General features: G+C 51.1%; 25 protein-coding genes. 9 read left to right on the top strand and 16 right to left on the bottom strand.

Translation table 11 applies throughout. The features are described from left to right. Window positions 1-15 precede the first annotated feature (15 nt). The 8 genes from SE18_RS22875 to radA form a co-directional block, all read right to left on the bottom strand. Window positions 16-681 (bottom strand): hypothetical protein, encoded by a 666-nt coding sequence (locus tag SE18_RS22875; protein WP_054536789.1) that lies wholly within the window; start codon window positions 679-681, stop codon window positions 16-18. Further along, on the bottom strand, window positions 678-5,309 hold the full coding sequence (locus tag SE18_RS22870) for a zinc ribbon domain-containing protein (RefSeq protein WP_054536788.1): 4,632 nt from the start codon (window positions 5,307-5,309) through the stop codon (window positions 678-680). The genes SE18_RS22875 and SE18_RS22870 overlap by 4 nt, the downstream gene beginning before the upstream one ends. 12 nt (window positions 5,310-5,321) lie before the next feature. Next, window positions 5,322-5,987, bottom strand: coding sequence for a hypothetical protein (locus SE18_RS22865; protein ID WP_054536787.1), 666 nt, complete (start codon window positions 5,985-5,987; stop codon window positions 5,322-5,324). Window positions 5,988-5,999: 12 nt separating this feature from the next. Then, window positions 6,000-6,794 carry a DUF6754 domain-containing protein gene (locus SE18_RS22860; RefSeq protein ID WP_330218473.1) on the bottom strand — a complete coding sequence of 265 codons (795 nt, stop codon included), beginning with the start codon at window positions 6,792-6,794 and terminating at the stop codon, window positions 6,000-6,002. An 86-nt stretch (window positions 6,795-6,880) separates the two neighbouring features. Beyond that, window positions 6,881-7,138: a hypothetical protein gene (locus SE18_RS22855; RefSeq protein WP_054536785.1), complete on the bottom strand. Its 258-nt coding sequence runs from the start codon at window positions 7,136-7,138 to the stop codon at window positions 6,881-6,883. Continuing rightward, a complete protein-coding gene (gene dtd, locus SE18_RS22850) occupies window positions 7,125-7,586 on the bottom strand; it encodes a D-aminoacyl-tRNA deacylase (RefSeq protein ID WP_054536784.1) in 462 nt (153 codons plus the stop codon). Before dtd ends, SE18_RS22855 begins: the two co-directional genes overlap by 14 nt. After that, window positions 7,558-8,709 carry a PIN/TRAM domain-containing protein gene (locus tag SE18_RS26965; protein ID WP_083470093.1) on the bottom strand — a complete coding sequence of 384 codons (1,152 nt, stop codon included), beginning with the start codon at window positions 8,707-8,709 and terminating at the stop codon, window positions 7,558-7,560. Before SE18_RS26965 ends, dtd begins: the two co-directional genes overlap by 29 nt. Window positions 8,710-8,742: 33 nt before the next feature. Further along, complete coding sequence (radA, locus tag SE18_RS22845; RefSeq protein WP_054536783.1) at window positions 8,743-10,170, bottom strand: DNA repair protein RadA; 1,428 nt, start codon at window positions 10,168-10,170, stop codon at window positions 8,743-8,745. A 325-nt stretch (window positions 10,171-10,495) separates the two neighbouring features. Between radA and lipA the strand changes: the two genes are divergently transcribed. From lipA to SE18_RS22820, 5 genes are all read left to right on the top strand, one after another. Continuing rightward, window positions 10,496-11,416 carry a lipoyl synthase gene (gene lipA, locus SE18_RS22840; protein WP_054536782.1) on the top strand — a complete coding sequence of 307 codons (921 nt, stop codon included), beginning with the start codon at window positions 10,496-10,498 and terminating at the stop codon, window positions 11,414-11,416. A gap of 22 nt (window positions 11,417-11,438) precedes the next feature. Further along, window positions 11,439-12,119, top strand: a complete 681-nt coding sequence (locus tag SE18_RS22835) for a tetratricopeptide repeat protein (RefSeq protein ID WP_054536781.1) — start codon at window positions 11,439-11,441, stop codon at window positions 12,117-12,119. A gap of 101 nt (window positions 12,120-12,220) precedes the next feature. Then, complete coding sequence (locus tag SE18_RS22830; protein WP_054536780.1) at window positions 12,221-13,126, top strand: zinc ribbon domain-containing protein; 906 nt, start codon at window positions 12,221-12,223, stop codon at window positions 13,124-13,126. Beyond that, window positions 13,123-13,833, top strand: a complete 711-nt coding sequence (rsmG, locus tag SE18_RS22825) for a 16S rRNA (guanine(527)-N(7))-methyltransferase RsmG (RefSeq protein ID WP_054536779.1) — start codon at window positions 13,123-13,125, stop codon at window positions 13,831-13,833. Before SE18_RS22830 ends, rsmG begins: the two co-directional genes overlap by 4 nt. Window positions 13,834-13,930: 97 nt before the next feature. Beyond that, window positions 13,931-14,593 carry a PspA/IM30 family protein gene (locus SE18_RS22820; protein WP_054536778.1) on the top strand — a complete coding sequence of 221 codons (663 nt, stop codon included), beginning with the start codon at window positions 13,931-13,933 and terminating at the stop codon, window positions 14,591-14,593. Window positions 14,594-14,639: 46 nt separating this feature from the next. Here the strand turns inward: SE18_RS22820 and SE18_RS22815 are convergent, their stop codons facing one another. After that, window positions 14,640-15,236 (bottom strand): LysE family translocator, encoded by a 597-nt coding sequence (locus SE18_RS22815; RefSeq protein ID WP_083470092.1) that lies wholly within the window; start codon window positions 15,234-15,236, stop codon window positions 14,640-14,642. A 143-nt stretch (window positions 15,237-15,379) separates the two neighbouring features. Here SE18_RS22815 and SE18_RS22810 point away from each other — a divergent pair, with 143 nt between their 5' ends. Further along, window positions 15,380-16,114, top strand: a complete 735-nt coding sequence (locus tag SE18_RS22810) for an isoprenyl transferase (RefSeq protein ID WP_054536776.1) — start codon at window positions 15,380-15,382, stop codon at window positions 16,112-16,114. Between the two features lie 292 nt (window positions 16,115-16,406). Then, window positions 16,407-16,694 (top strand): hypothetical protein, encoded by a 288-nt coding sequence (locus tag SE18_RS22805; protein ID WP_054536775.1) that lies wholly within the window; start codon window positions 16,407-16,409, stop codon window positions 16,692-16,694. A 36-nt stretch (window positions 16,695-16,730) separates the two neighbouring features. On the opposite strand, the gene SE18_RS22800 is transcribed toward SE18_RS22805, so the two are convergent. Together SE18_RS22800 and SE18_RS22795 are read right to left on the bottom strand one after the other, a co-directional pair. Beyond that, window positions 16,731-18,629, bottom strand: a complete 1,899-nt coding sequence (locus SE18_RS22800; RefSeq protein ID WP_054536774.1) for a hypothetical protein — start codon at window positions 18,627-18,629, stop codon at window positions 16,731-16,733. 263 nt (window positions 18,630-18,892) lie between these two features. Next, on the bottom strand, window positions 18,893-20,263 hold the full coding sequence (locus SE18_RS22795) for an alpha/beta fold hydrolase (protein WP_054536773.1): 1,371 nt from the start codon (window positions 20,261-20,263) through the stop codon (window positions 18,893-18,895). 502 nt (window positions 20,264-20,765) lie between these two features. On the opposite strand from SE18_RS22795, the gene SE18_RS22785 reads away from it, so the two are divergent. Together SE18_RS22785 and SE18_RS22780 are read left to right on the top strand one after the other, a co-directional pair. Next, complete coding sequence (locus SE18_RS22785; protein WP_054536771.1) at window positions 20,766-20,999, top strand: indolepyruvate ferredoxin oxidoreductase subunit alpha; 234 nt, start codon at window positions 20,766-20,768, stop codon at window positions 20,997-20,999. Window positions 21,000-21,074: 75 nt separating this feature from the next. Beyond that, a complete protein-coding gene (locus SE18_RS22780; protein ID WP_054536770.1) occupies window positions 21,075-21,776 on the top strand; it encodes an HAD-IA family hydrolase in 702 nt (233 codons plus the stop codon). 56 nt (window positions 21,777-21,832) lie between these two features. Here the strand turns inward: SE18_RS22780 and SE18_RS22775 are convergent, their stop codons facing one another. From SE18_RS22775 to SE18_RS22755, 5 genes are all read right to left on the bottom strand, one after another. Beyond that, window positions 21,833-22,192, bottom strand: coding sequence for a DUF5615 family PIN-like protein (locus SE18_RS22775; RefSeq protein WP_054536769.1), 360 nt, complete (start codon window positions 22,190-22,192; stop codon window positions 21,833-21,835). Window positions 22,193-22,314: 122 nt separating this feature from the next. Beyond that, on the bottom strand, window positions 22,315-23,121 hold the full coding sequence (locus SE18_RS22770; RefSeq protein ID WP_054536768.1) for a class I SAM-dependent methyltransferase: 807 nt from the start codon (window positions 23,119-23,121) through the stop codon (window positions 22,315-22,317). A gap of 11 nt (window positions 23,122-23,132) precedes the next feature. After that, entirely contained in the window at window positions 23,133-23,531 is a 399-nt protein-coding gene (locus SE18_RS22765) for a hypothetical protein (protein WP_054536767.1), read from the bottom strand. Between the two features lie 48 nt (window positions 23,532-23,579). Next, window positions 23,580-24,302: a hypothetical protein gene (locus SE18_RS22760; protein ID WP_054536766.1), complete on the bottom strand. Its 723-nt coding sequence runs from the start codon at window positions 24,300-24,302 to the stop codon at window positions 23,580-23,582. A 19-nt stretch (window positions 24,303-24,321) separates the two neighbouring features. Continuing rightward, on the bottom strand, window positions 24,322-24,876 hold the full coding sequence (locus tag SE18_RS22755) for a GNAT family N-acetyltransferase (RefSeq protein ID WP_054536765.1): 555 nt from the start codon (window positions 24,874-24,876) through the stop codon (window positions 24,322-24,324). Between the last annotated feature and the right edge of the window lie 90 nt (window positions 24,877-24,966).

Here is a 24,966-nt window from a genome sequence, read left to right as displayed (position 1 = left end):
ATCCTTTCGCAACCCCTAAGAGATCACGCTTAATTGCCGCAGCAAAAACTGGATACGATCAATCAAGGCTGATTGATAGGTGATCAACGTAGCGGCAAAGACCGCCCCCAAACTTAGCAAGAGCCACATCCGACCAACTTTTGCCACCATGCTTGGCTTGAGTGTTTCGCTATGATCAGCGGCTTCTGGCGTTGCGGCCTTGCTAAAGCGAAACGATAGCAAGACCAAGACAACCCCAATGACCAACACAAGTTTGCCAAGGGCTACTGCTAAATTGCTGCCATCAGTAAAGCTCGTAACCGAGAAGAACGATGATTGTAATTGGGGCAGCAATGTGCCAAGAATGGTGCCAGCAATCGCAATGGCGGCGGCAACCCCAAACAACAGCGCCAATGGCACGTTGGCCAGCCACGAAAGCTGTTGGGTGCGCAAACGGGTCAACAAGAGCAACCCAACGAGGACTGGCACAATAAACAAGGCAGTCCCAACGCTATTGGGATTATCGAGCATATCGCCGCTTGGCACGATAAAGACTGTTGTAACGACCACAGTTAGGGTATAGCCAAGCGCCAAACCAACAAACAAATATTGGCTGAAGCGAAAGAGTGGATTTTCGCCAAATGCCCGGCTGAGCACAATTAATGTCAAGCCAAAGGCGATCCAAGGTCCAAGCGTTGTCACAAGCTATTCCTCTTTCCACGGATACGCCGTTGCAACTGAAGCAATCCGCCCACCAGCACCACCAGAATCGTGGTGATCATGCCCAAACTCAGGGCGTTGATCGAGCCATTACTGCTGGTGTCGATCGAACGCAGCGCCGTATATTGCTGCTCACCAACTAAGCCAGCAGCAGTATAAATTGCCGCCTGATTGCCGTTGACGTTAACATCAACATAAGGTTGAATTTGGGGTAAAACTTCGTTCGTGGTTAAAATTGCCACTGGCAGAGATGGTTCACGAGACCAGAATTGCTCCATCCAGCGCTGAACATCGCTTGGCTCATCAGCAACCACAATCAACAGATCAAGATCTCTGGTGGTGGTAATCCGCGGTCGATCAAGTTGATTATTCGAATTGAGCTTCGACATAATGCGCAACAAATTAACATCAGCGCCCTCGCGATTTTGCAAGAGATTGGCAATTGTGCCGCGCAAATTACTGCCCAGCTGGGCAATTCCAACTTCGTTGCCTTTGACCCAACCAAGATTCAGATATTCGGCGCCTTCGCCCGTGTAGCCTGTCGTTGGATCGATGATTGGGAATTGGGCGGCTCGTTGGCTGGCAAGCAAGCTGCCTTCGGTATCGGTCGAAAGCAACAACATTGGCACTTTGCGATCGATCAAATGTTGGGCAATTGATTGTTCTAGTGGCCCCAACTCGGCGTTATGGCGTAAATCGCCTTCGTAGGCAATTAACACACGGCTTTCAGGGTTGAGCGTTTCAACATAATTGTAGAGATCGCTCGTATTGCCGCCAATCGTCAAGGCTTGGGTATTGATCGCAAGCAGATTCGGCACGAGTAGCCCAACAATCAAGCTGAGCAACATCAAGATTGCCACAATTCGCTGTGTCCCAATGCGTTGCCACCATGGCGGCGTTGCCACAATTGGGACTTCAGCTGGCTCTGGCAGCGGCTTCGTAACTAAATCTTGTAACAAATGCATAGCCGAAACTCGTTCAGGTGTTCGGTTCAGCAAGGCAGGCGGAGCTTGATCGAGCAAGCGGCCAGTTGTTGCAGCGTTTGCCGCAACTACAGGCTCTGGCTCACCTAAAACCCGCAGCCAATCCGCTGATTCAGCAATAGTCGGAGCCGCATCTGGCTCAACCACGGGGGTTGATTCTTCCTGCTTAACTGTCTGACGCAGCCACGCAGGCAAATCAACACTACCCAACAAACTATCATCTTGAGCAGCTTGAGCAGGCTCATCATCCAATAACCATGAAGGCGTGTTGCTAGGCAGGCTTGGCGCAGCAGTTGCCGGTGTAGCAGGAATCTCAATATCCAAATCATCGCGCAACCACGCAGGCACATTCGCAGCTTCAGTCTTTGCGCTTGGCGTTTGCGGAATGCTCGGCTCGACGCTGGCTGGCGGAACGATAGGCGTGACATCATCTTGCAACCAAGCAGGCACATTGCTAGCAGTGCTATCCAACTTGACGGTTGGCAAGTCTTCTTGCAACCACGTAGGCAAGCCTGCTGCTTGATTATCGAGTTTGATGGTTGGTGCTTCTTCATGCATCCAATTCAGTGAATCAGCTGGTGCAGCAGAAGGCGGCGTTTCAAGATCATTGAGCCAAGCAGGAACATTAGGATCTTGCTCATTGGAGTCAAGTTTGATAGTTGGACTCACAGGCGGTAGATCAGCTCCATCTGCCTGCAACCATGACGGAATATCGCCGCTTGCTGGAGTTGCCGGAACATCGGCTTGTAACCACGATGGTACATCGCCACTCGCTGCCGGAGCTGCATCCAAATCGGCCTTCAGCCACGCTGGTACATCCTGCTCGCTGCTATCAAGTTTGACCGTTGGGCTTGCTGGTGGCGCATCGGCTAAATCGCCACGCAACCACGCGGGTACATCATCGCCAGTACTTGACGCTGGTGTTGGCGCTGCCGGAGCATTCACCTGCATCCACGACGGTACATCGCTGCTCGCTGTTGGTGCTGGTGGCGCATCAGATAAATCGCCACGTAACCACGCGGGTACATCATCGCCAGCATTTGCCACTGGTGCTGCTGGCGTTGCCGGAGCATCCGCTTGCATCCACGACGGTACATCATTGCTCGCTGCTGGTGCCGTTGGCGCTGGCGTTTCTAAATCGCCACGCAACCACGCGGGCACATCCTGCTCGCTGCTATCAAGTTTGACCGTTGGGCTTGCTGGTGGCGCATCGGCTAAATCGCCGCGCAACCATGCTGGTACATCATCGCCAGCATTTGCCGCTGGTGGTGTTGCCGGAGCATCAGCCTGCATCCACGACGACACGTCGCTGCTCGCTGCTAGTGCTGCTGGCGCTGGCGCATCGGCTAAATCACCGCGTAACCACGCGGGCACATCATCGCCAGCATTTGCCGCTGGTGGTGTTGCCGGAGCATCAGCCTGCATCCACGACGACACGTCGCTGCTCGCTGCTAGTGCTGCTGGCGCTGGCGCATCGGCTAAATCGCCACGCAACCACGCGGGCACATCATCGCCAGCATTTGCCGCTGGTGGCGCTGCCGGAGCATCAGACTGCATCCACGACGGCATGTCGCTGCTCGCTGTTGGCGCTGCTGGCGCTGGCGTTTCCAAATCGCCACGCAACCACGCGGGCACATCATCGCCAGCATTTGCCGCTGGTGGCGTTGCCGGAGCATCCGCTTGTAACCACGACGGCATATCGCCACTCGCTGCTGGGGCTGGTGGCGCTGGCGCATCGGCTAAATCGCCGCGTAACCATGCGGGCACATCATCGCCAGCATTTGCCGCTGGTGGCGTTGCCGGAGCATCAGCCTGCATCCACGACGGTACATCATTGCTCGCTGCTGGGGCTGCTGGCGCTGGCGCATCGGCTAAATCGCCACGCAACCACGCAGGTACATCATCGCCAGCATTTGCCGCTGGTGGCGTTGCCGGAGCATCAGCCTGCATCCACGACGGTACATCATTGCTCGCTGCTGGGGCTGCTGGCGCTGGCGTTTCCAAATCGCCACGCAACCACGCAGGTACATCATCGCCAGCATTTGCCGCTGGTGGCGTTGCCGGAGCATCAGCCTGCATCCACGACGGTACATCATTGCTCGCTGCTGGTGCCGTTGGCGCTGGCGTTTCTAAATCGCCACGCAACCACGCGGGCACATCCTGCTCGCTGCTATCAAGTTTGACCGTTGGGCTTGCTGGTGGCGCATCGGCTAAATCGCCGCGCAACCATGCTGGTACATCATCGCCAGCATTTGCCGCTGGTGGTGTTGCCGGAGCATCAGCCTGCATCCACGACGACACGTCGCTGCTCGCTGCTAGTGCTGCTGGCGCTGGCGCATCGGCTAAATCACCGCGTAACCACGCGGGCACATCATCGCCAGCATTTGCCGCTGGTGCTGCTGGCGTTGCCGGAGCATCAGCCTGCATCCACGACGGCACGTCGCTGCTCGCTGCTGGTGCTGCTGGCGCTGGCGTTTCTAAATCGCCACGCAACCACGCTGGTACATCCTGCTCGCTGCTATCAAGTTTGACCGTTGGGCTTGCTGGTGGCGCATCGGCTAAATCGCCGCGCAACCATGCTGGTACATCATCGCCAGTACTTGACGCTGGTGTTGGCGCTGCCGGAGCATCCACTTGCATCCACGACGGCACGTCGCTGCTCGCTGCTGGTGCCGTTGGTGCTGGCGTTTTCAAAGGTGCTGTTGCAGGTTTTAGCCAAGGCGGAACATCATCGCTTGGGCCAGCTGCATTTAAATCAACATCAGATAATTGCACGACTGGTGGTTCTGTATCAAAATCTTTGAGCCAATCGGGCAAATTACCAGTTCCAGCGCGGCGTGCAATAACTGGTTCATCGTTATCTTCAGCAAATGAGGCAATACTTGGCGGTGGTGCAGGCTCACTAGGGCGTAATTGCTGCAACCACGCTGGCATCGGTTCTTCATCAGCACTTGCTGCTGGCGGTGGTGATGCTGGTGGCGTTGATTCAACCGTACCTTGCAACCACGATGGGATATCATTGCTTGCCGCTGGCGGTGGCGCTACTGGTGGGGTCGATTCAACCGTACCTTGCAACCACGATGGGATATCATTGCTCGCCGCTGGCGGTGGTGATGCTGGTGGCGTTGATTCAACCGTACCTTGCAACCACGATGGGATATCGTTGCTCGCTGCTGGAGCCGCTGAGGGAGCATTCGAGGGCGCTTGGAGATCTGAGAGCCAATTTGGCAAAGGTTGCTCAGGGCTAGCTGTTGCTGGCAATGGCTCATCAGCTGGAATTGCGGGCGTGGTTGCCTGCAAATCGCGCAGCCATGGCGGAAGCTCCTCGCTATTAGCAGGAGCAGTGCTAGCATTTTGGGCTGGCGCAGGGGCCGCCGACTCTTGTAACCAAGCAGGGATTGCGTCGGCGCTCGGCGCAGCTGGCGGTGCAGGGCTATCTTCTTGCAACCATGGTGGGAGGCTCGATGTACCACGTTTGGCGGGCACAACGGTTTGTTGCTGATCAAGATCCTGGAGCCAAGGAGGTAAATCGTTGCTAGCACTTGGCGCGACAGCCAAAGGTGCTTGACATTGGCTACAAAATTGGCGATCAGGAGTATTGGGCGTGCCACAGCGAGGACAATTCATTGAGGCCGCCTCCTAGCGATCCAAATATGGGAGGTCAATCCCAAGTAAGATGCGAATACTGGCAACGATGGCGCCAATTGCCGACCCAAAGATGAGGCCGCGTAGGCCAGCCATCACAATGTAGCGTTGAATCCAGCCCAAGGTTTCGCCCAAATAGGGCAACCCAGCCAGCACTGGCAATTGCAACACCAGAAATAGCAAGGCAACGCTCACCACGATAATTGCTTCACGTTGGCCGGCTCCAAAGGCATGAATCGCCGCAGTTAAACCAAAAAATGTCAGCAACGCCAAGAGGCTAATGCTGATTGGCGCATAAACCCAGCGAATCACATCTTGAAACAAACCAAGCTCTAAGACATTGGCGCGGCCTTGGGTGCTATAGCCATACACGGCTAAGGCTGGTGGAATAATCACGCCCAACAGCAAGGCAATGCTATACCAGCGTTTGGGATCGGTCGAGGCTAAACGTTTAATATGATGAATAATAACATTGGTTGAACCAGCAATTAGGGCAAAAGCAGCAATCACCGTTGCCCAATTGAGCAAAATTTGGCTGCCATTGGCAATGCTGCCAATCCCAGGAAAAAGCCGATCAATTAAAACGAAAATACCGGCAACGCTGCCGATCAAAATAGGAATTAAGCGCTTTGGATTGCGGAGCAGGTCAATTCGACGCATCCCACCCATCCTTTATCTAGGCAGCAATGGAAAATCTTGTGGCAAGATTGCTAATTGGCCTAAAGAAACCAAAATGATTCCAAAAATAATGATCCCAATAATGACCGAACGCAGGACATCATGGGTTAAGATGCGAGCAAAGCCTAAAGGTGTCGGGGCGATATAAGCCTCAGCGGCGTAAATTTCCTCACCTAATAGTGTCCCGTTGGCAGTTAGTAAGGCTGCGGTTAGGGCTTGCTGATCAGTCGTGCCAGCAATTTGCAAAATGTTATTAGCGCGGCCTGGCTCGGCAAACAACAAGTAGCCTTGTTCAAATGAGCCAACCGTAATGCTAGCCTCCATTGGTTCGCTGGTAACGCGATTACTTAAGCCAACTGAAAAGGCAATTGGATCATTCGCGGCCAGCATTTGAATCAGTTCGGGCCGATAATCTTCGCTGTAGCCAGCATCGCGATAGGCGCGCCGAACCGTGCCGCGTAAGGCCAAATGGGCAATTGGATCGCCGCTTGAGGCCGAAATACCCGCTCCACGCCGCGCTGCAATGTCGGTGATGCGCTGGGCCAAAACCAAACCAGCTAAAGTTTCTGGGTTGATTGTTGAGCCATCAAGCGAGCCACTCCCAGGCGAAACGTGGATTGGTTGGCCGGTTTCAGCAGCCCGTGCCAAAGCACTATTGATCAGGTCAATTGGGGGAAGAGGGCGGCGGTTGATCTTACGGCCACCAGTAACTAGCCGTGCATACACAAAGGGCAAGGCAATTGCTAGGGTTAAGATGAGTGACACGACAAGAATCTCAAAAGGAGACACGGGTTGGCCCTCACAACAGACACAGATTGAAGCAAGTAGGCTACTAGGCGTAATTGCGCTGAGTGTAGCCCATCGTTAATGCTTTGTCAACTTTCTAGGGCATTCAGATGCTCAATTAAGCGTTGCCAACTAGCCTCTGTTTCTAAGGCATTGGCATAGCTTGCGAGCCTCTGTCGTAGCGGGCTTGGCACAAATGCTTGGCCAAATAAACACAGCTGGCTCAAAACAATGCTGGCAACATGGCCCGATCGTAAGAACAATTGGGCTACGCCGTTGAGCCGATGGCGATGCAGGCTCTGCGCCAATTCAACTAAAACCTGCTCAGCCTCATCAGCCTCGGCCATGCTGCCACTCCGCTGTATCCAATATAATCGTCACAGGCCCATCGTTGATCAGGTGCACCTGCATTGCCGCACCAAATTGGCCGCTGGCGGTTGTAATGCCTTGCTCACGACAATAGGCAATAAACTGTTCGACCATCGGTTCGGCCAAGGCTGGCGCTGCCGCCCCAACAAACGATGGGCGGCGGCCTTTGCGGGTATCAGCATAGAGCGTAAATTGCGAAACCACCAATAATTCGCCGTGACAATCGATTAACGAACGATCAAAGCGATCTTGGTCATCGGGGAAGATCCGCAAGGTGAGAATTTTATCTGCCAGTTTGCGCAAATCATCAGGGCTATCGCTGGGGCTAACCGCCAGCAACACCAAAAGGCCAGCGTTAATCTGGCCAACTAGCTGTTCGGCAACGGTGACGCTGGCACTAGCTACGCGCTGGATAATTGCCCGCATCGTTTTTGCCCCCGTAAAATGCCCCAGCACTGCCCATAATTCGCCCAAAGACCATGCGGCCCCGATCGTTGGTCCAAACCCGACTGACGATCACCCGAACTTCATCGCCAATTCGTTCGCGCGCATCTTCGACCACAACCATTGTGCCATCTTCGAGATAGCCAATGCCTTGTTCGCGCTCGCGGCCCTCTTCACGTACTTTCACCACCAACATTTCGCCAGCGCCAACTGGTGGGCGCACCGCATCGGAAAGCACATTTAAATTGAGCACCTGCACGCCTTGCAATTCGGCAACTTGGCTCAAGTTCTTATCGTTGGTAATCAAGGCATGGCCATCTTGCAACGCCAACGTGACCAATTTTTGGTCAACGCCGCGCGCATTGGCAATATCTTCATTGGGCATTTCAAGTCGCAATTGGTCGTCTTTGCGAATTTCTTCTAGCATATCGAGGCCACGCCGACCACGCATGCGCTTCATATCATCGCTCGAATCGGCCAAGAGCTGCAATTCGTTCAAGACAAAGCGCGGCACGACTAAAATGCCATCAAGAAAACCACTTCGCACAACTGCTAAGACCCGCCCATCGATAATCGCGCTGGTATCAACCAAACAGGTGCGGCGCATTGGCACAGCTTCTTTAACCGGACGGGCTTTGGCGGTTTGCAATGAAACGCTAAAGTTAGCCAAGTTTTTCTTCTGATATTCAAAACCCATAATGCTAAAATAGATCGCCAAGAAGCTGGCAATTGCTGGCAAATAATTGCCGAGTAGCCCAGGCAAATTGCTCAGTGGAACCGCTAATAGTGCGCCTATCACGACACCCAAGAGAGTACCCAAGCCCAAAGCAATTAATTCTTGAGCGCTACTCTTGCGCAACCGTTGGTTAACATTGCGAATCGGGTATAAGATCATCCGGTGGGTAATTAACAAGCCCAAGCCAGCACCAGAAAGTGTGAGCAATTGCATTGCTAAAATTTCATCTTCGGTGGCGGGATTGCTCGCCGAACGCGAGCTAAAATACCAACCAACATAGCCCAACACGACCATGCCCAAAATTCGAACCCAAAAATCAATGCTAAGTAAGCGATTTCTGTTAACAGGCTTTTTTTCCGAAATCGTCATAAATCTCCTCGTGAGCACATCCACAATTTACGCTTAATCATCATGGTCAGTTGCTGCCTTCGCGGTTGGCGGCTCACCAGGTGATGGTCGCGGAGCACCAATTAAAGCAGCGCGAACTGCTTCAACTAATGAACGAATGCCAGTAACCTGAAACGCGTCGATCTGCGGTAAGGCATCGATCTGCGGCACAATTGCATTATGAAAACCAAGCTTGGCCGCCTCATTCAAACGCCGATCAAGCTGGCTCACCGAACGCAATTCGCCCGAAAGCCCAATTTCACCAATTAAGACGGTATTTGGTTCAACTCGCTGGTTCCGAAATGATGAAGTAATCGCCGTCGCTACAGCAAGATCGATCGCTGGCTCGGTCACTTTCAAACCGCCTACCACATTAACATAAATATCCTGATTGAACAATGGCACGCCAACCCGCTTTGAGAGCACAGCAATAATCATCGCCAAGCGGTTTTGATCAAAGCCATTAGCAGTGCGCCGCGGTTGGGCATTGGCGGTGTGACTGGTCAGGGCTTGCACTTCCAATAATAATGGACGTGTGCCTTCTAACATCACCGCCACCGCCGAGCCAGGCGAGTTGGTGCTGCGCTCGGCCAAGAAAATCTGCGATGGATTGGTAACTTCGACCATGCCACCTTGATTCATCTCGAAAACCCCAACTTCGTTGGTGGAGCCAAAGCGATTTTTGACGCTGCGCAACAAACGATATTGATGAAAGCGCTCACCTTCAAGGTACAACACCACATCAACAATGTGCTCAAGCACCCGTGGCCCAGCAATCGCGCCCTCTTTGGTGACGTGGCCAACCAGCATAATTGAAATATTGTGTTGCTTGGCCACCCGTTGCAGCCGCAACGCGCCTTCGCGCACTTGCGAAACGCTACCTGCCGCCGAGGTGACATCTTCGCTATACACGGTTTGAATCGAGTCGACAATCACCAAGACTGGTTTCATGCGTTCGATGGTAGCAATTGCGATATCAAGGCTGGTTTCAGCCAAAATATATAAACGCTCAGCAGCTAAACCAAGCCGCGTAGCCCGCAACTTAATTTGTTGCTGCGATTCTTCCGCAGAAATATACAGCACATCGCCAGCAGTTTCGGCCAAAGCAGCGCTTTGTTCAAGCAGCAAGGTCGATTTACCAATGCCTGGATCGCCGCCAATCAGCACCAACGAGCCGGGCACAATCCCGCCGCCAAGCACGCGAGCAAATTCACTGCCACGAACTGGCAAGCGTTGCACATCGCCAAGTTGAATATCCGGCAAGCGTAATGGCTCGCTCACTCCTAGAGGTGAACGAGTACTACCGACTGTCGTACCTGCTGACTTCGTGACAATTTGTTCAACCAAACTATCCCAAGCGCCACATTCGGTACAGCGGCCCATCCAACGGGGAAACTGTGCATCACATTGTTGACACACGAAAATTGTACGTTGTTTGGCCATGAAAACACCAGTTCCTTGCTTGCCACATCTCGTTAAATTATAGCACAGCCGCTTGGTTCAATGAACTAAGTTCGTGCTATACTTGGCGCAGATTAGCAAGCCAATCCTTGAGCTTTTTGGCTTTCGCCTGCGCTAAAAATCGCGCCAATGTCCCCCATATGGGCAGGATCGCCGTTAGGCCAAAGTGGTGCTTTTGGGTTATCGCAATCGCTTAAATAATTTTTTACAATAGCGAGTGAGGGTTATCGCTGGCTTAGGCAAGCTGGAACCACATTCGTCTGCCGTCACTTGCACTGCTGCATGTGCTGCTTAACGTGAGGTTGGTATGCCATCAACACCGCATCGTCAGCGTAAACCAGAGTGGTTACGCAAACCCGTGCTTTCACCAGAGTTGCGCAATGTCCGCCAACTGCTGCGTGATCTCAATCTCAATACTGTGTGTGAAGAAGCCTCGTGTCCGAATATCGCCGAGTGTTTTGGTCAAGGCACTGCCACATTTATGATCGGCGGCGATCGCTGTACGCGGCGTTGTCATTATTGTGACGTCACCACCGCCAAGCCCTTTCCGCTTGATCCACGTGAACCAAATAACGTGGCTGAAGCTGCTGCGCGCTTGGGCTTAAAATATGTGGTAGTAACTGCTGTAGCGCGCGATGATGTAAAGGATGGTGGCGCACGTCACTTTGCCCGCACCATCAACGCAATTCGCCAACGCTTGCCTGAGGCCGAAATCGAGGTCTTGATTCCCGATTTCAAGGGCGATGCCGATGCACTCAAAACAGTCTTGGATGCCGAGCCACATGTGCTCAATCACAATATCGAAACCGTGCGCAGCGTCTTTAAGAGTGTCCGCGCCCAAGGCGATTATGACCGATCATTAGCGTTATTGGCCCGCAGTCGTGAATTCGCCCCCCAGATTAGCACCAAATCGGGGTTTATGGTGGGCTTGGGAGAAACAACCAGCGAAATCTACCAAACCATGGACGATCTCAAACAGGTTGGGGTAGAGCTGGTCACGATTGGCCAATATTTACAACCATCGTTGACCCATGTCGCGGTCAGCGAATATATTCCCCCTGAGCGTTATGAGTTGTATCGCAACTATGGCCAGCAATTGGGCTTTCGTGCCACCTTTGCCGGGCCATTCATCCGCTCGTCATTTCACGCAGGGGAGTTACACCACCAGCAATTAGGCAACGACGTGGCTAGCCCAGTGCAAGAATGGATCGCACTCGAACCACGCTAGATTATCGATAGAAGGAGTTCCTATGTCGTCCGTGCATGAAACGCATTTATTGGCTGAAGGGATTACTGCCGCCAAAGCAGGCCAGCGCGCAACAGCCCGTGATTTTCTGACCCAAGTGATAGCGCTCAATGCACGAAACGAACTAGCATGGCTCTGGATGAGCGCAATTGTTGATACGCCTGAGCAACGCCGCGATTGCCTTGTGCGGGTTTTGTTGATTAATCCTAGTAACGAAGCAGCCCAGCGTGGCATCGCAGCCCTCGAAGTGCAAAATAAACCTGCGCCCATGCCAGAGCCAACTCCACCCATCTCAATGGCAGCGAGCAGCAATGGCAAATTGATTCAATGTCCATTTTGTCATTCGGATACTGATAGCAGCAAGCTCGATTGCCAAGTCTGTGGCGAAAATACGATTCTCACTTGCCCCTCATGTGATAGTACAATTAACTTATGGGAAACCACCCGCTGCCCATGTGGCGAGGGTTTACGCCACTACATTTTCTTTCCCGATGGCATCGATCACGAAGGCTTAGGCCAACGCTATGCCTTGATGGAGCGCTGGGAGCCTGCCGCCCGCCAATGGGATCGAGCGCTCAAAGATGGCTCGCATGTGGTGATGTTGCACCGAAAGTTGGCCCAGGCCTACGATAAGATTGGCCGCAACCAAGAGGCCGAATTTCATCGCCAAGTGGCTCAATCCTAATTCTTTAGCCAATCCTTACTTGCATCAAATCAAATCTATGTCAAAATCGGTGTATCCTTAAAAATAGCCAATGAATGTCTTTTTAGCGATGGATTACCGTTATGACAATCGATGATGAACTTGCCAAAGGCATCGCTGCTGTGCGCGCAGGCCAACGTGAGCTTGCTCGCCAGCATCTGCAAAAAGTGCTCCTGACCGATTCCAAAAACGAGTCCGCGTGGCTGTGGCTCAGCGGCGTTGTCGAAACGCGCACCCAAAAACGCGATTGTCTGCAAATCGTGCTTTCAATCAATCCCGATAATACTGCTGCCCGTCGCGGCCTCGAAGAGCTAGCCCAAAGCGAAGCTGCCGATTTTCTTTCGACCTTCGAGCCACATAGGCCACCAGCCGCGCCAACCCCGCCACCAGCGCCAGCCGTCGCGCCAACGCCAGCTCCAATCATTTCAGCGCCGCCACCAATTGTCGGCACTCCAGCAAGTTTCGATGAACCACCTGCGGAAATGTTCCAACCACTGCCAATCGAGCTTGATCAGCCACTACCAGGCTTTGGGTTTGCCCCAATGGTGACTGAAGTTAGCCCCGAGCCAAGCGCGGTCGCGAGCAGCCCAACCAGCAATGTGCCAAAGCCGCCGCAAAATCTCGAAGCGCCCTGCGCATTTTGTGGCACGCCAACCCAAAGCACTGGTGAATGTAGCAATTGTGGCACCGAACAGACCTTCGATTGCCCCAATTGTGGTCATGTGCTCGATGTACGCGAAAATTGGATTTGCGAATGTGGTCATTCCTTCGAAAATTTTCTTACACCTGAACGCAAGCTTGATCGCGAACGATTGGCCCAAATGTATAGCGACCGCGATTTTCCCGCCGCTGCGGTGAAGCAATGGAAGGCAGCGCTGCCAACCAGCCGCCGCCCGCAACTGCTGCATGCAGCAATCGGGCGGGTTTATGATAATCTAGGCTTATACGAGCAAGCCGAAATGCACTATAGGTTATCAAAACAAAAATGATTGATCGTGAGCTACTTCAAACCACCTTGGCTGAGTGGGAACTAACCCTTTCCACTAGCCAAATCGACCGCCTCGAACAGTATGTGACGTTGCTAACCCAATGGAGCGAGCGCATGAACTTGGTTGCGCCCTCGACCTTGCCCGAAGCAACGCGGCGCCATCTGTTAGATTCATTTTCGTTGGCAACAACCTGTCAACAAGCGCCAGCCAGTTTGGCTGATATTGGCTCAGGCGCAGGCTTGCCAGGCATTCCCTTGGCAATTTTGTGGCCCGAAACCGAAGTTTTATTAATTGAATCAATTGGCAAGAAGGCCGAATTTTTGCGCCATGTGGCCCAAGAATTGCAGCTCGAACATGTGTTGGTTGAGGTCGAACGGGCCGAAGTTGTTGGCCGTGAACGGCGTTGGCGCGAGCATTTTGAGCTTGTTACCGCTCGCGCTGTCGCCAATTTGGCAACTCTTGCCGAATACTGTTTACCCTTGTGCAAAATTGGTGGCATGTGGCTTGCCCCAAAAGGCTTTGACATTGAGCCTGAAGTGCAAGATGCAGAACAGGCCATAACCATTCTTGGAGGTCAATTACGGGCGGTCTACAATGTCAACATTCCAGCCGAGCCTGTCCGTTCACTTGTCGTCGTTGACAAAATAGCTGCGACCCCATTGACCTATCCACGCACGGTTGGCACACCATCCAAAAAACCATTGTAACTTTTTGGAAAAAGGCGCGTACTACTTGAGAACCGCCAGCGCGGTGTGCTAGAATGAATTCACACAGTCTTTGTGTTTTAGCTAAGGAGGAATTCCTATGTCGTTGTTGAGCCGTGTTCGCGACCTGGTTAGCGCTAATCTCAATACGATGTTGGATAAGGCCGAAGACCCTGAAAAAATGGTCAACGAGTACATGCGGCAATTGCAAGAACAACTGTACGAAGCCAAAACCGCTGTTGCATCCGCCATGGCCGATGAAACCAAATTGCACAACAAGATGGTGACATTCCAAACCGAAGCTGATCAATGGCAATCCAAGGCTGAAGCTGCGGTTCGCGCAAGCGACGATGAATTGGCAAAAGCTGCCTTAGGCCGCAAAACCAATGCTCAAAAAATGGCTGATACCTATCGTCAACAATACGAACAACAAGACGAACAAGTGGAACAACTCCAAAAAGCCTTGGTCAGTCTTGAATCACGCTTGTCAGAAGCCAAAGCCAAGAAAGAATTGATTATCGCCAAGAAGAATCGCGCCGAAACTCAAGAAGCGATTCAACGCACAGTTCAAGGTTTGGGCAACCTCAATGCGATGGATAAATTGTCCCAAATGGAAGAACGGGTCGATGATCGCTTGGCCCAAGCTGACGCGATGTCAAAACTTGAAGGTGGCTCGCTCGAAGCTCGCTTCGCCGACCTCGAACGCGATACCGCCGTTGAAGACGAATTGGCTGCGCTCAAAGCAAAAATGGGCAAACAATAGTTTTTGAAATTGCGGGTGTTGGCTCGAACCAACACCCGCTTTGTATTTAAGCTCCAAGTACCACCACCAGCGCAAAGCCCAAAATAATTATGCCTGAAATCCGATTGATCCAAACGCCGTAGCCTTGCATTCGCTCACGCAACAAGCTCACGCCGCCACTCAACAGCAACCACCATAAGGCCGAGCCAACAGTTACTCCAACCACCAACCAAACGCTCTCCCAGCCATAGGCCGTAAGCCCCAAGCCAGCAAACACGGTCGCAAACGATAAAATCGTCATGGGATTGGTCAAGGTCAAAAAGAACGTCGAGGCATACATCGCCCATAAATTATCTGCTTGCGCGCTCGCACCTTCAGTTGCAGGCCGACTGAGCATGGTTTTAATTGCCAGATAGCCCAGAAATAGTCCTCCAACAATTCGCAGCCCAAACAACCAAACAGAATCTTGATTCACATTGTTCAGCGCTGTCGCCAAGCCAAACGCCGCTAGCAACCCATACAATCCATCGGCAGTCGCCGCGCCCAAGCCCGATAAAAAGCCCGCCAAGCGGCCATGAATTAGGCTGCGTCGAATGCACAACACCCCAATTGGCCCAACTGGTGCAGCAATCGAAAAGCCTAAAATAAGCCCTTTGAGTAACATCGCCATGCCCTCGCTTGCGAAAAATAGTCGATCAGGCCTAGTTTCGCATATATTGCACGCGAGTGCTTGCAACAATGGTAGTATATTCGCTACCCTACAACGAATGCTAGACAAACGCTTAAATTGATGAGGTCTTTAGATCTATGACCGTACAACAACTTGAAACTGCTATCGCACCCCGCCATGTGGCAATAATTATGGATGGCAATGGCCGTTGGGCCCAAGGCCGCGGCCTCCCCCGTCTGGCAGGGCATCATGCTGGCACAGGCAATATCAAACGGATCGTGCGCGAGGCGATTGCCTTGGGCATTCCTTACCTCACGATTTATGCTTTTTCAACCGAAAATTGGAAACGCCCATCGTGGGAAGTGCGCGGATTGATGCGGATTATGGCCGAATATCTCGACCGCGAGTTGCGTGAGTTGCACGCCGAAGGGGTGCGCTTGCACTTACTTGGCACGCTCGATGGCGTTGATTCAGCGCTGGCCAAAAAAATTCAAAATGCCATTACCATGACTGCCAAGAATACAGCCTTGACCCTTTCAGTCGCCTTCAACTATGGTGGACGCGCTGATATTGTTAATGCAGTGCGCGAAATTGTGGCCAAAGGCATCAATCCAGACGATATTAGCGACGAGATGATCGCCGGCCACTTGTATACCTCGGGCATTCCCGACCCAGATTTGATTGTGCGCACCAGCGGCGAGCAACGCCTAAGCAACTTTTTGATTTGGCAAGCAGCTTATAGCGAATATTATATGACTCCCTTGCTGTGGCCCGATTTTGGCCCCGACCAATTTCGCGAGGCCGTGAGCAATTTTGGCAATCGCGAACGCCGCTATGGTGGCCGCATCGGCGAAGGTGAAATGGCCAAGTAAGCAGTGCCATCCACGCTTTTGGGGTTCAATCGTTAACTATATAGCGCTAAAAAATGAACATCTATCAACAGCCCAAGCCAACACCCAAGCGGCTTGGGTTTGGTTTAAACGGTGCAACCAGCTATCACCCTTTGGATAGGCGCTTGGCTACCCATTTGGAGTTAACCGAATCATACCAAAGTCTCTTGTTGGAACATGATATGATAGAAGTAGCAAGGTTGTTAAGTAACCTATTGCACTTTCTAAGCTTTAGCTTATGGCACGTTCTCTACTTACCAAGAGGGTTTTCCCAATGCATATGCGATTGCCTGCTGCCCATACTCAGCTTTTGCGTCAACTCAAAGATGAGCGCAGCAAACTGCAAGATCTCGTATGGGAACTCGATGATCTTGAACATGCTGTCGTCGATTTGGAACAACAATTAGACGCTACTCACGATACAAACAAATATCAAGAATTGGAGCATCTGCGCCAACGCCATGATCACGTCGAAGATGCCGTGCTCTATCAAATGATGTATATTGATCGTTTGCAAGAGCGCTACGATTTATTGCCCTACGCAGCGGCGCCTGCTGCCTAAGCTTCCTCAGCGCGGCTAGAGCAAACCCAGCCGCGCTTATTTCCGCAGATAAATTGCCACACTCGCATTTTCATACACCAATTCAAATTCCGGCGTATTGGCTAATTTTGCTTGGTTGAAGATCTTGCCATCAATCGTCGCATAGGCATAATCATAGTCATGGTCGCGCATCCACTGAGCTAGCTCGCTTGGCGGTTTATCGCTAGCGTTGCGCAACCAGCCTGTTTCTGCCTCAACTGCATCGATATACTCAAAGGTTCCTTGGTTGTAAACCACCGGCGGAGTGCTCACCTGCAAGCCAGCATAGGGCAAAATCCACCAGCCGCCATCGCTGCCGCGCGCTACGTCGTAGAGCCAACCTTCAGTATTGATCGCAAAACGGGCATTTTTGGGAATGCGCTGCACAATCCAATTCAGGGCAGTTAAATCATCGGCTTTGGCGATAATTGTGCCATCGTTGATCACGTTATGCATTTTTGAAGCAGAAATCAGCACGGTTATTGCCAAGATTGCAGTGCGAATCGCTCGCCACCCTCGGGCCACGCCCACTTTAAGATGTTGGCTCAAGCCTTGGTCTAATGAAGCAACCCCAAAGCCAAACCATAAACTAATCGGCAGAAAAATTGCCAAAGCCACAATGTTGTTGTTGAAAAACGAGAGATAGGGCAAACCAAGTACAACCGGATTGGCAAATAGCATCACCAGCAGCGCCCAAAGGCTGTTAATCAATACCAAACGCCATTGCTTCAACAACCCAACCCAAGCCGCCAACAAACTTACTAAGAAGATCTGAAGATTATTCCATGTCCAATACAGGCCTTTAGCAGCTTCGTAGGTGTTGTAGCCGCCGCCAACCAGTTGTTTAGGCGTGCCACTCCCTGCAGGCTGAATTTCGCTAATCAACAAGGCCAGCCATGGCGACATCAACAAAATTGCCATCCCAACTGCTGCCGCTTGATTGCCCAGCACCCTCCAGCGTTGCTCGGACCAAACATCACGCCCCAACCAGACCGCGACACACCATAACAAGGCAAAACCTGCCGCCACAAAGTGGGTCGGCAACAGCCCACCAATGGCAATTGTCAATAAAATCAGGCCTTTACGATCGCTGCGATCCATCGCAACCCACGCCAATAGCAAAACCACCGGAACCATTGCCAAGCCAGCAAGCAAGGTATAACGGCCCCAACTGAGATAATAGGCGGGCATAATCGAGATAAAGCCCGTCATGGTCGCAGCAGCTAAACCAGCAATTGGGCTTTTGGTCAGGCCAATCGTCGCACTGCCAACCGAAATCACAATCAGTACGCCTAAAAATTGGCCATACCATAGCATAAATTGCGGAATGCTCATGCCGCTTAAGTTGTAGATTGTGGCAGCAGTTGAATGAAAACCCCAGTGATAGCCAAAATTATCAACTGGCAGATAAGGCCGCAACGAATAGGGCACTTGGCCACTCTCAGCAATCACCCGCATAATCGTGGCATGGTGAATTGAATCGACCCATGGCGGAAACGCTACATTGCGAATATGGCTAATTCTGGTGCTAATCGCGAAGCTCACAATCAATAATGTCAAGCCAAGAATTGGCACTGGCGCTGGCAAGACCCAAGGCTGTTCGCCCTCGCGCCAGATACGCCAAACAACCCCGCCAACCAAGCCAAAGGCGATAAACGTAATCATGCCAACGCTGAAAGCTAGACCAAACGTGGTTAACCAGACATAGCCTAGTGGCCAGACGGCCAAACTTAGGCCAATCCAGAGGCTTGGGCGCACCAATGGCGCTAGCTCCAAATCAAGCCAGCGTTCTAGCAGATAACCTGGGGCCAGCGTACAAACCAGCGCCGCAAACCAAAAACGGCTGTGCGGCAAGATTAAGATCAACACCGCTAGCCCAAGCAATCCAGCAAGCCCAATTATTCGTTGACGATTCATACAGCACCATGCAATCTGAAGTTCATGCCAAATGGTACACGAAAAACGCCACTGGTAAAACAGTGACGTTTATTTCGAGACGAAAAATACAGTTTCAGATACCTCGTTAGATCTATGACGTCCACAAATCGTGCTTTAGGCGGTGCAGGGGGATGAAAACCCCTTGCGTTCTCCGCCTTGAGGCAGGGCGGAGGGAAGGTGATCACAATAAACAAATGAAAACATATCTGAGTCAAATCGATTGTTCAAACCATAATAGTTGATCAGCGATGCACCTCAGCACGCTGTTCAGCCAGTTGTAATTGCCAATTTTGCACTCGCAGCCGCTGCACCAACGAACGAGCCAGATTCTGCATTAACTTCAGGCCAAGCGAGGCATCATCCTCAAACAAGGCAAACAGGTAGCGGCTATCGATCGAAAGCACGGTTGCCCCCGATTTACCAGCGCGTAAATCGGCAGTGCGGCGACCACCTTTGCCTTGAATTAAGGCCATTTCGCCAGCAATTTGGCCAGCCATCAGCACATTAACCCGCCGCGATTCCTCAATCCCCAGTTCGTTGCTGATACGCACCAGCACATCAACTTGACCATCTTGCACAATAAACAGCTCGTCGCCGCTTGAATCTTCAAGCGCCAAAATATCTTGGGGCGCAAAATGATGTTGATGGCACAAGCCGGCTACCCGCATCCGTTGTGCTTCGCTGAGATCTTGACCCAACTCAGTATTCGAGAGAAACTGAGCAATTTCGCCCACATCAAGGTCGCGTTGTTGCTGCACTTGGGCATTGGGCAGGCTGGGTAAAATTGGCAAGCCCAAAAACGAAGCAATATAGCGCATGGTCGTTTCGTATTGCTCAAAATGCGGCCAATGGCCAGCATTCGGAATCAAGCGCAAATCAGCTTCCGTCCATTCGTCGGCAACTGCGCCAGCATCGCGCAAAGGCACAGTGTTATCTTCAGCGCCCCAAATAACTTGGGCTGGTGGCTGAATTTGCTTGAGTTTGCCGCGCAAATCGCCCATTTTCATAGCTTCGTAACAGGCAGCGCGCACGGCGCCTTGGCCAGGCCGACGAGCATCAGCCCGAATCCGATCGTAATCTTGTTGCGAAATTGCGGCGCGTTCGGCAAATAAAATTGGCTTCATCAACTGATTGATATAGCTCAAGGGAGTATTTTCGAGGTAGCTTAATATTTTACCGCCCAAGCGGGTGCGTTCAAGCAAAATATGCGGCGCCACAAATAAATTGATAAAGGTCGATAAGCGGCCACTCACTACTGGATTGAGCAAAATCAAGCGTTCGACCAACATCGGGTGGCGCAACGCCAAGGTCATGGCAATTTGGCCGCCCATCGAGTGGCCAAGCACCACCACAGGCCGATCGCTAGCTTCTTCGATCAGTTTGGCCATCAAATCAGCATACCATTCAATTGTAATTGGATGCTTCGGTGCAGGCGACCGCCCATAGCCTGGCAAATCGACCGCCATATACGAATAGCGGGTGCCTAAGGCTTGCAGCAGCGGCGTCCAGGTAAACCACGAGCTTGACCAGCCATGAATTAACAAGGCAACAGGGGCATTGCGACGGTTATCGCGGATATGCAGTTCCTGACCGTCGATCACATAGGTTGACATGGACTACCCTCATTGCAGGACCAATTACATAATCAGCGTTATTGTAGCATAGTGAGGCAAGCAACTTCTATAGATACGAGGCTAGTTAGTAGTGATGAAGGATGAAGGATGAGGGATGAATTATGAAGTCAGAAATCAAAAGTCTGAAATCAAAATAGGGGTCAGGGGACAGCGATCAGGGCATGAGGCTATGGGCTGGCGAGAACCTAATTCTACACATCTGTGCCAATCTGTGGCAAAAAAATACATATTCGTGCCATTCGTGGAATTCGTGGCTCAAAACGCAACCTTCGCGATCTTCGCGATCTTCGCGGTTTCTGTCCTTCGTGTGCTTCGTGGATCAATACTGCTTGAATATAGACTAAAAACCCTGATTTTACCGTCTTTATTAGAATCATTCTCATTATGTGACTAAAGTTACAGAAGCATGGCGAGGAGCTTGCTACACTATATTCAGAAAACAAGTATGAAGTTATCGCCGCAGCGCGAAGGAGCATCAACAATGGCATACGTAATTGCAGAACCATGTATCGGCACCAAAGATTCAGCCTGTGTCAAAGTTTGTCCAGTTGACTGTATCTACGAAGGTGAAGACCAATACTACATCAACCCAGACGAATGTATCGATTGTGGCGCTTGCGAACCAGAATGCCCAGTTAGCGCAATCTTCTCAGGCGACAGCGTGCCAGAACAATGGGCTTCATACGCTCAAAAGAACATCGATTTCTTCGGTTAGTTCCAAACTTCGCCAATTGAAACACAGGGACACGGAAATTTCCGTGTCCCTCTTCTTTATTTAGCCGAGGTTCCCATGTTGCGTTTTCCAGTAGTTTGTTTTGATGTTGGCTTTACCTTGCTCGACGAACGAGTTGATGCTCACGATTTAATTGGCGAGGTTTTGCAGGAATTTGGCCTCCAAGCGGAGCCAAGTTTAATTCGCGATGCCCGCCGCGCCACCAATCGTTGGTATCATCAGCGCTATCACGCGCTCGATAATACCGATTGGAGTTCCGATGCCACAATTCGCACGCTCTGGCTCGAATTCTATCAACACTTGTTCGATCAAATCGATCCCAGCCTTGATCACGCGGCGCTTGGCGCTCGCTTGATCGCGCACTACGAGCAGCCAGAAAATTGGGTTCCCTTCACCGATGTGCGCGAAACCCTCGATAGTTTGCACGCCCAAGGCATTCGGATTGGCATCGTCTCGGATTGGGCCAGCAGTTTACGCCCAATTTTGACCTACAACAAACTCTTGCCCTACTTCGATTTTGCGGTGATTTCGGCGGATGCAGGCTATGCCAAGCCCATGACCGACCTCTATCAGCTAGCGATCAAACGGGCTGGGGTTGCAGCCGAGCAGATTATTCATATTGGCGATAGCTATTATGCAGATGTCTTGGGAGCGCGCGCGGTGGGCATGCAGGCAGCTTTGATCGATCGCCATAAGCGAATTGCCAAGGCCGATTGCCCAATTCTGCACGATTTGCGCGATGTATTGTCGTTGGTTTAATGTTGGGAAAATCTCGCTCATAATGCGATGGGCGAGATATCATCTTTTAGTACCCTTTAAAGTGGAATCCACTCGATAACACTATTCCAATCTTCCAAATCTGTACAATACCAAATTTCATAGAGAGCGGCAGCTAAAATACCAATAGGGGTTAACGGACGAATAACCAATCCTCCACAGTGTTGAAATCCTGCTGCTATATGCTCTGTTATATGAGTAAACATCGTGTTGTAGTCTTGAGTTACAAAAATATATTGTTGTTGTTCGCTAAATGTTAAAATTTCTCTATCACTACTACCAAAAACTAGCTCATGATGATCACCTACACCCAAGATCTCGATTGATCGATTATGGCGTAATAATGCTTCTTTAAGCCGCAGAGACACATGTTCATCAAATAGATACCGAACCTTCATGCAGCATTCTCACGACGCATTGCTATTCGTAATTCATCATCATTAGGCTCCTTTTACACAATAGACTAGCATTATTGTAATGCGATTTTGGATATTCGACCCTCATTAGCATTAGTAGTCAATTAACTTAGGCGTAAACGCAACACCAAAACTGGGGGGATTTCGCTAAAATTGGCCCACGAAAACGGATGCGTGCTCGGCGTATCTGGCGCATAACTTGGCTCTAACAAGCCATCAAGCACAAAGCCCGCTACAAACGCCACCCCAAGCAAGCTGGCCAGCGAGCGATGAAAAAACCATTGGGCCATTGGTTGGCCAACGACCCCAACGCCTTGATGAGTGGCAGGTGTGAGATAGCTGCCAATTTGAATGTGGGCCCGAGTTTCAACCTCGCCCTGTTCATTTTCAAATTGCTCGACAATTTTGCGACTGTGCGGTGCTTGAAAACATGGATGCACGCTTGCCAGTACAAAACGGCCTTGGGGCTTGAGCAATTTGGCTGCTGCTTGAAATAGTGGTTCAAGCGTTGGCAAATCCATCAGCACCATCGTTGAAACCAGCGCATCGAAGCTGGCAACGCCCAAGCCAAGCAACTGCTCAGAACTTGTCGCATCGACAACCTGATATTCAAGCGTTCTAGGGTTAGGATACTGCTTGGCACGTTCGATCAGGCTAGGGCTGGCATCAACTGCCAGCACCGTTGCCCCCAATTCGGCCAAATGGCGCGCAAATAGACCGTTCCCACAGCCAACATCAAGCATGTGCTGATCTGCTTGTAGCTCCAACAATTGCAGCATTGCAGGGCGCACCAATTGCAAATGAAAGCGATTGCCAGCTTGGCCCATCGAGCTATCCCAATATTCGGCGTTGGCTTCCCAAGCAGCATTCGATTGGGCGTTCAATTCAGGCCATTCGGTGTTTGCGCTCATTGCTTGTATTCCTAATAATCTTGCGGATCGATCAATTCGCCACAGTTTGGAATATCCTGCAAGCGCGCGAAGGTTTGGCGACCATGGGTTTTCGCCAATTCAACCATTTGATCAGCGCCCTGTGAGGGGCCGCCAACCCGCAAAACTGCATCGCAACGAATCACCAAGCGCTCAGCAATGGGGTGAAATATGGCATTAAACGTTGCATCGCCAATCCGCTTAGAGCCAGCCAAATCGACCATTGGCAAGGCTAGCCACTCACCAAGCACTGGCAAATGACCAGCATTAAACAAGGGCAACACATACGATTCCATCAGATGCACATTGGCTGCAATTTTAGCCGGATCATCGCCAGTGCCCGAACGATAGGGACCCGCAATCAGAATCATCAACCCAGCATGATCAGCCATAACTGCATCCTCCAAACAAAATCCCCGTTACTCTAGCATAGCTGTCAACTATTCAGGCTTGCGCACTTCAAGGTTATCAAATTCGCAAACTTGAGTTACGTTAGCACCATAAGCACCACATATCACGCCAATAGTTCCCAATTTCAGCAAATCGTCAACCTCAATATCGGTAAGATAGAGGCCATTAAAAAGCAACATAATCGTTTTGTCTTTGACAACAACTGCTAAACGATTAAACTCTTTTTGCGATTTTTCGGGTAAACTTGTTAAGGTAATAATTTCTTTCCATTCACTCTCATTAGTATAGAGCAAGCGATAACAATCTTCAATAATTTCAAAATAATAAAAATTTGTAGCTTTATTTATTGTCACACTATTATCTATAGCCTGAGATAAAAATAATAGCCCATAAGTATCATGTACCTTCTCAAAAGATTTTGCATCAATACTTGCGTAAAAACCTTTTTCTCTATCAACAATATATTCTGCGGCCACTGATGAATAAATTAACGAATCACCTCCTTTCATCTCCATTCGATATAATTCTGGACCAACATCCATACTGCCAGTAGCATTATCATATTGAAAAGGGCCAGCCATCCATTTATTCCGATTATCGCGAAACGAATCGGTCAAGACCACAGGCCATTGGTGCCATGCTTCTTGCAGATTAGTCATTGTGGTTGGAGTAGCAGTTGGTTGCACAGTTGCGGCACAACCCAGCAATACGCTACACAAAACGCCGATGCTCAGCCAACGAAATGGTTTCATAATGCGCTCCTCTCAATGATTAAATCGACTGCGGCAATGCTCCAAGCCATGGGCCTGGAGCTTGGTTTGGCAACTCGACTAGCTCAGTTTTTTCGGCATAGATCGTAAAGCCACGCGCTTGATAATTGGCCAAAGCAGTTGGGCCATCGAGCGTGCACGTATGCACCCAAACCCGCGAGTTAGTTAATTGCCACGCCTGTTGAATAACCGCAGTGATTAGCAGGCCACCTAAACCTTGGCCATGCCATTGCGCCAATAGGCCAAAATAGCCAATTTGGGCCGAGCCATCAGGCTCTTGTACCAATTCACAATAGCCAATCGGAATCCCTTGATAGGTGCCAAGCCATGTTTGAATTGTGGGCTGGCTGAGATAATCGAGCCATTGCTGATACGTCCAGCTAAGCCGATCGAGCCAAAACCACTCGCCACCCACGGCAGTGTAGAAAAATCGATTCAGCTCAGGGCTGATGCGCTGAACTTGCGCAAAGCCAAAGGCTGGATCATGGCGTGAGCTTGGTTTAAGCTCGCTCTCCGCCAGCATTTGCAGATAGGTGGTGGTAACTGCACGCTGCATAGGCAAGCATTTCCTCTATTGCTAATCAATCATTTGGCAGATGTTGCTACATTTGCTTTCGCTTATGCTATCGCTTGATTATACCGAACG

Origin of the sequence: Herpetosiphon geysericola (genome assembly GCF_001306135.1) — a bacterium.
GTDB lineage: Bacteria > Chloroflexota > Chloroflexia > Chloroflexales > Herpetosiphonaceae > Herpetosiphon > Herpetosiphon geysericola.
This window is presented reverse-complemented; position numbering and strand designations above follow the sequence as displayed.

Excerpts from the sequence above, each read along its gene's own strand:
- SE18_RS22870 (WP_054536788.1), bottom strand. The coding sequence starts at position 5,309 with ATGAATTGTCCTCGCTGTGGCACGCCCAATACTCCTGATCGCCAATTT.
- SE18_RS22865 (WP_054536787.1), bottom strand. The coding sequence starts at position 5,987 with ATGCGTCGAATTGACCTGCTCCGCAATCCAAAGCGCTTAATTCCTATT.
- SE18_RS22855 (WP_054536785.1), bottom strand. The coding sequence starts at position 7,138 with ATGGCCGAGGCTGATGAGGCTGAGCAGGTTTTAGTTGAATTGGCGCAG.
- dtd (WP_054536784.1), bottom strand. The coding sequence starts at position 7,586 with ATGCGGGCAATTATCCAGCGCGTAGCTAGTGCCAGCGTCACCGTTGCC.
- SE18_RS26965 (WP_083470093.1), bottom strand. The coding sequence starts at position 8,709 with ATGACGATTTCGGAAAAAAAGCCTGTTAACAGAAATCGCTTACTTAGC.
- radA (WP_054536783.1), bottom strand. The coding sequence starts at position 10,170 with ATGGCCAAACAACGTACAATTTTCGTGTGTCAACAATGTGATGCACAG.
- lipA (WP_054536782.1), top strand. The coding sequence starts at position 10,496 with ATGCCATCAACACCGCATCGTCAGCGTAAACCAGAGTGGTTACGCAAA.
- SE18_RS22835 (WP_054536781.1), top strand. The coding sequence starts at position 11,439 with ATGTCGTCCGTGCATGAAACGCATTTATTGGCTGAAGGGATTACTGCC.
- SE18_RS22830 (WP_054536780.1), top strand. The coding sequence starts at position 12,221 with ATGACAATCGATGATGAACTTGCCAAAGGCATCGCTGCTGTGCGCGCA.
- rsmG (WP_054536779.1), top strand. The coding sequence starts at position 13,123 with ATGATTGATCGTGAGCTACTTCAAACCACCTTGGCTGAGTGGGAACTA.
- SE18_RS22820 (WP_054536778.1), top strand. The coding sequence starts at position 13,931 with ATGTCGTTGTTGAGCCGTGTTCGCGACCTGGTTAGCGCTAATCTCAAT.
- SE18_RS22815 (WP_083470092.1), bottom strand. The coding sequence starts at position 15,236 with ATGTTACTCAAAGGGCTTATTTTAGGCTTTTCGATTGCTGCACCAGTT.
- SE18_RS22810 (WP_054536776.1), top strand. The coding sequence starts at position 15,380 with ATGACCGTACAACAACTTGAAACTGCTATCGCACCCCGCCATGTGGCA.
- SE18_RS22805 (WP_054536775.1), top strand. The coding sequence starts at position 16,407 with ATGCATATGCGATTGCCTGCTGCCCATACTCAGCTTTTGCGTCAACTC.
- SE18_RS22800 (WP_054536774.1), bottom strand. The coding sequence starts at position 18,629 with ATGAATCGTCAACGAATAATTGGGCTTGCTGGATTGCTTGGGCTAGCG.
- SE18_RS22795 (WP_054536773.1), bottom strand. The coding sequence starts at position 20,263 with ATGTCAACCTATGTGATCGACGGTCAGGAACTGCATATCCGCGATAAC.
- SE18_RS22785 (WP_054536771.1), top strand. The coding sequence starts at position 20,766 with ATGGCATACGTAATTGCAGAACCATGTATCGGCACCAAAGATTCAGCC.
- SE18_RS22780 (WP_054536770.1), top strand. The coding sequence starts at position 21,075 with ATGTTGCGTTTTCCAGTAGTTTGTTTTGATGTTGGCTTTACCTTGCTC.
- SE18_RS22775 (WP_054536769.1), bottom strand. The coding sequence starts at position 22,192 with ATGAAGGTTCGGTATCTATTTGATGAACATGTGTCTCTGCGGCTTAAA.
- SE18_RS22770 (WP_054536768.1), bottom strand. The coding sequence starts at position 23,121 with ATGAGCGCAAACACCGAATGGCCTGAATTGAACGCCCAATCGAATGCT.
- SE18_RS22765 (WP_054536767.1), bottom strand. The coding sequence starts at position 23,531 with ATGGCTGATCATGCTGGGTTGATGATTCTGATTGCGGGTCCCTATCGT.
- SE18_RS22760 (WP_054536766.1), bottom strand. The coding sequence starts at position 24,302 with ATGAAACCATTTCGTTGGCTGAGCATCGGCGTTTTGTGTAGCGTATTG.
- SE18_RS22755 (WP_054536765.1), bottom strand. The coding sequence starts at position 24,876 with ATGCAGCGTGCAGTTACCACCACCTATCTGCAAATGCTGGCGGAGAGC.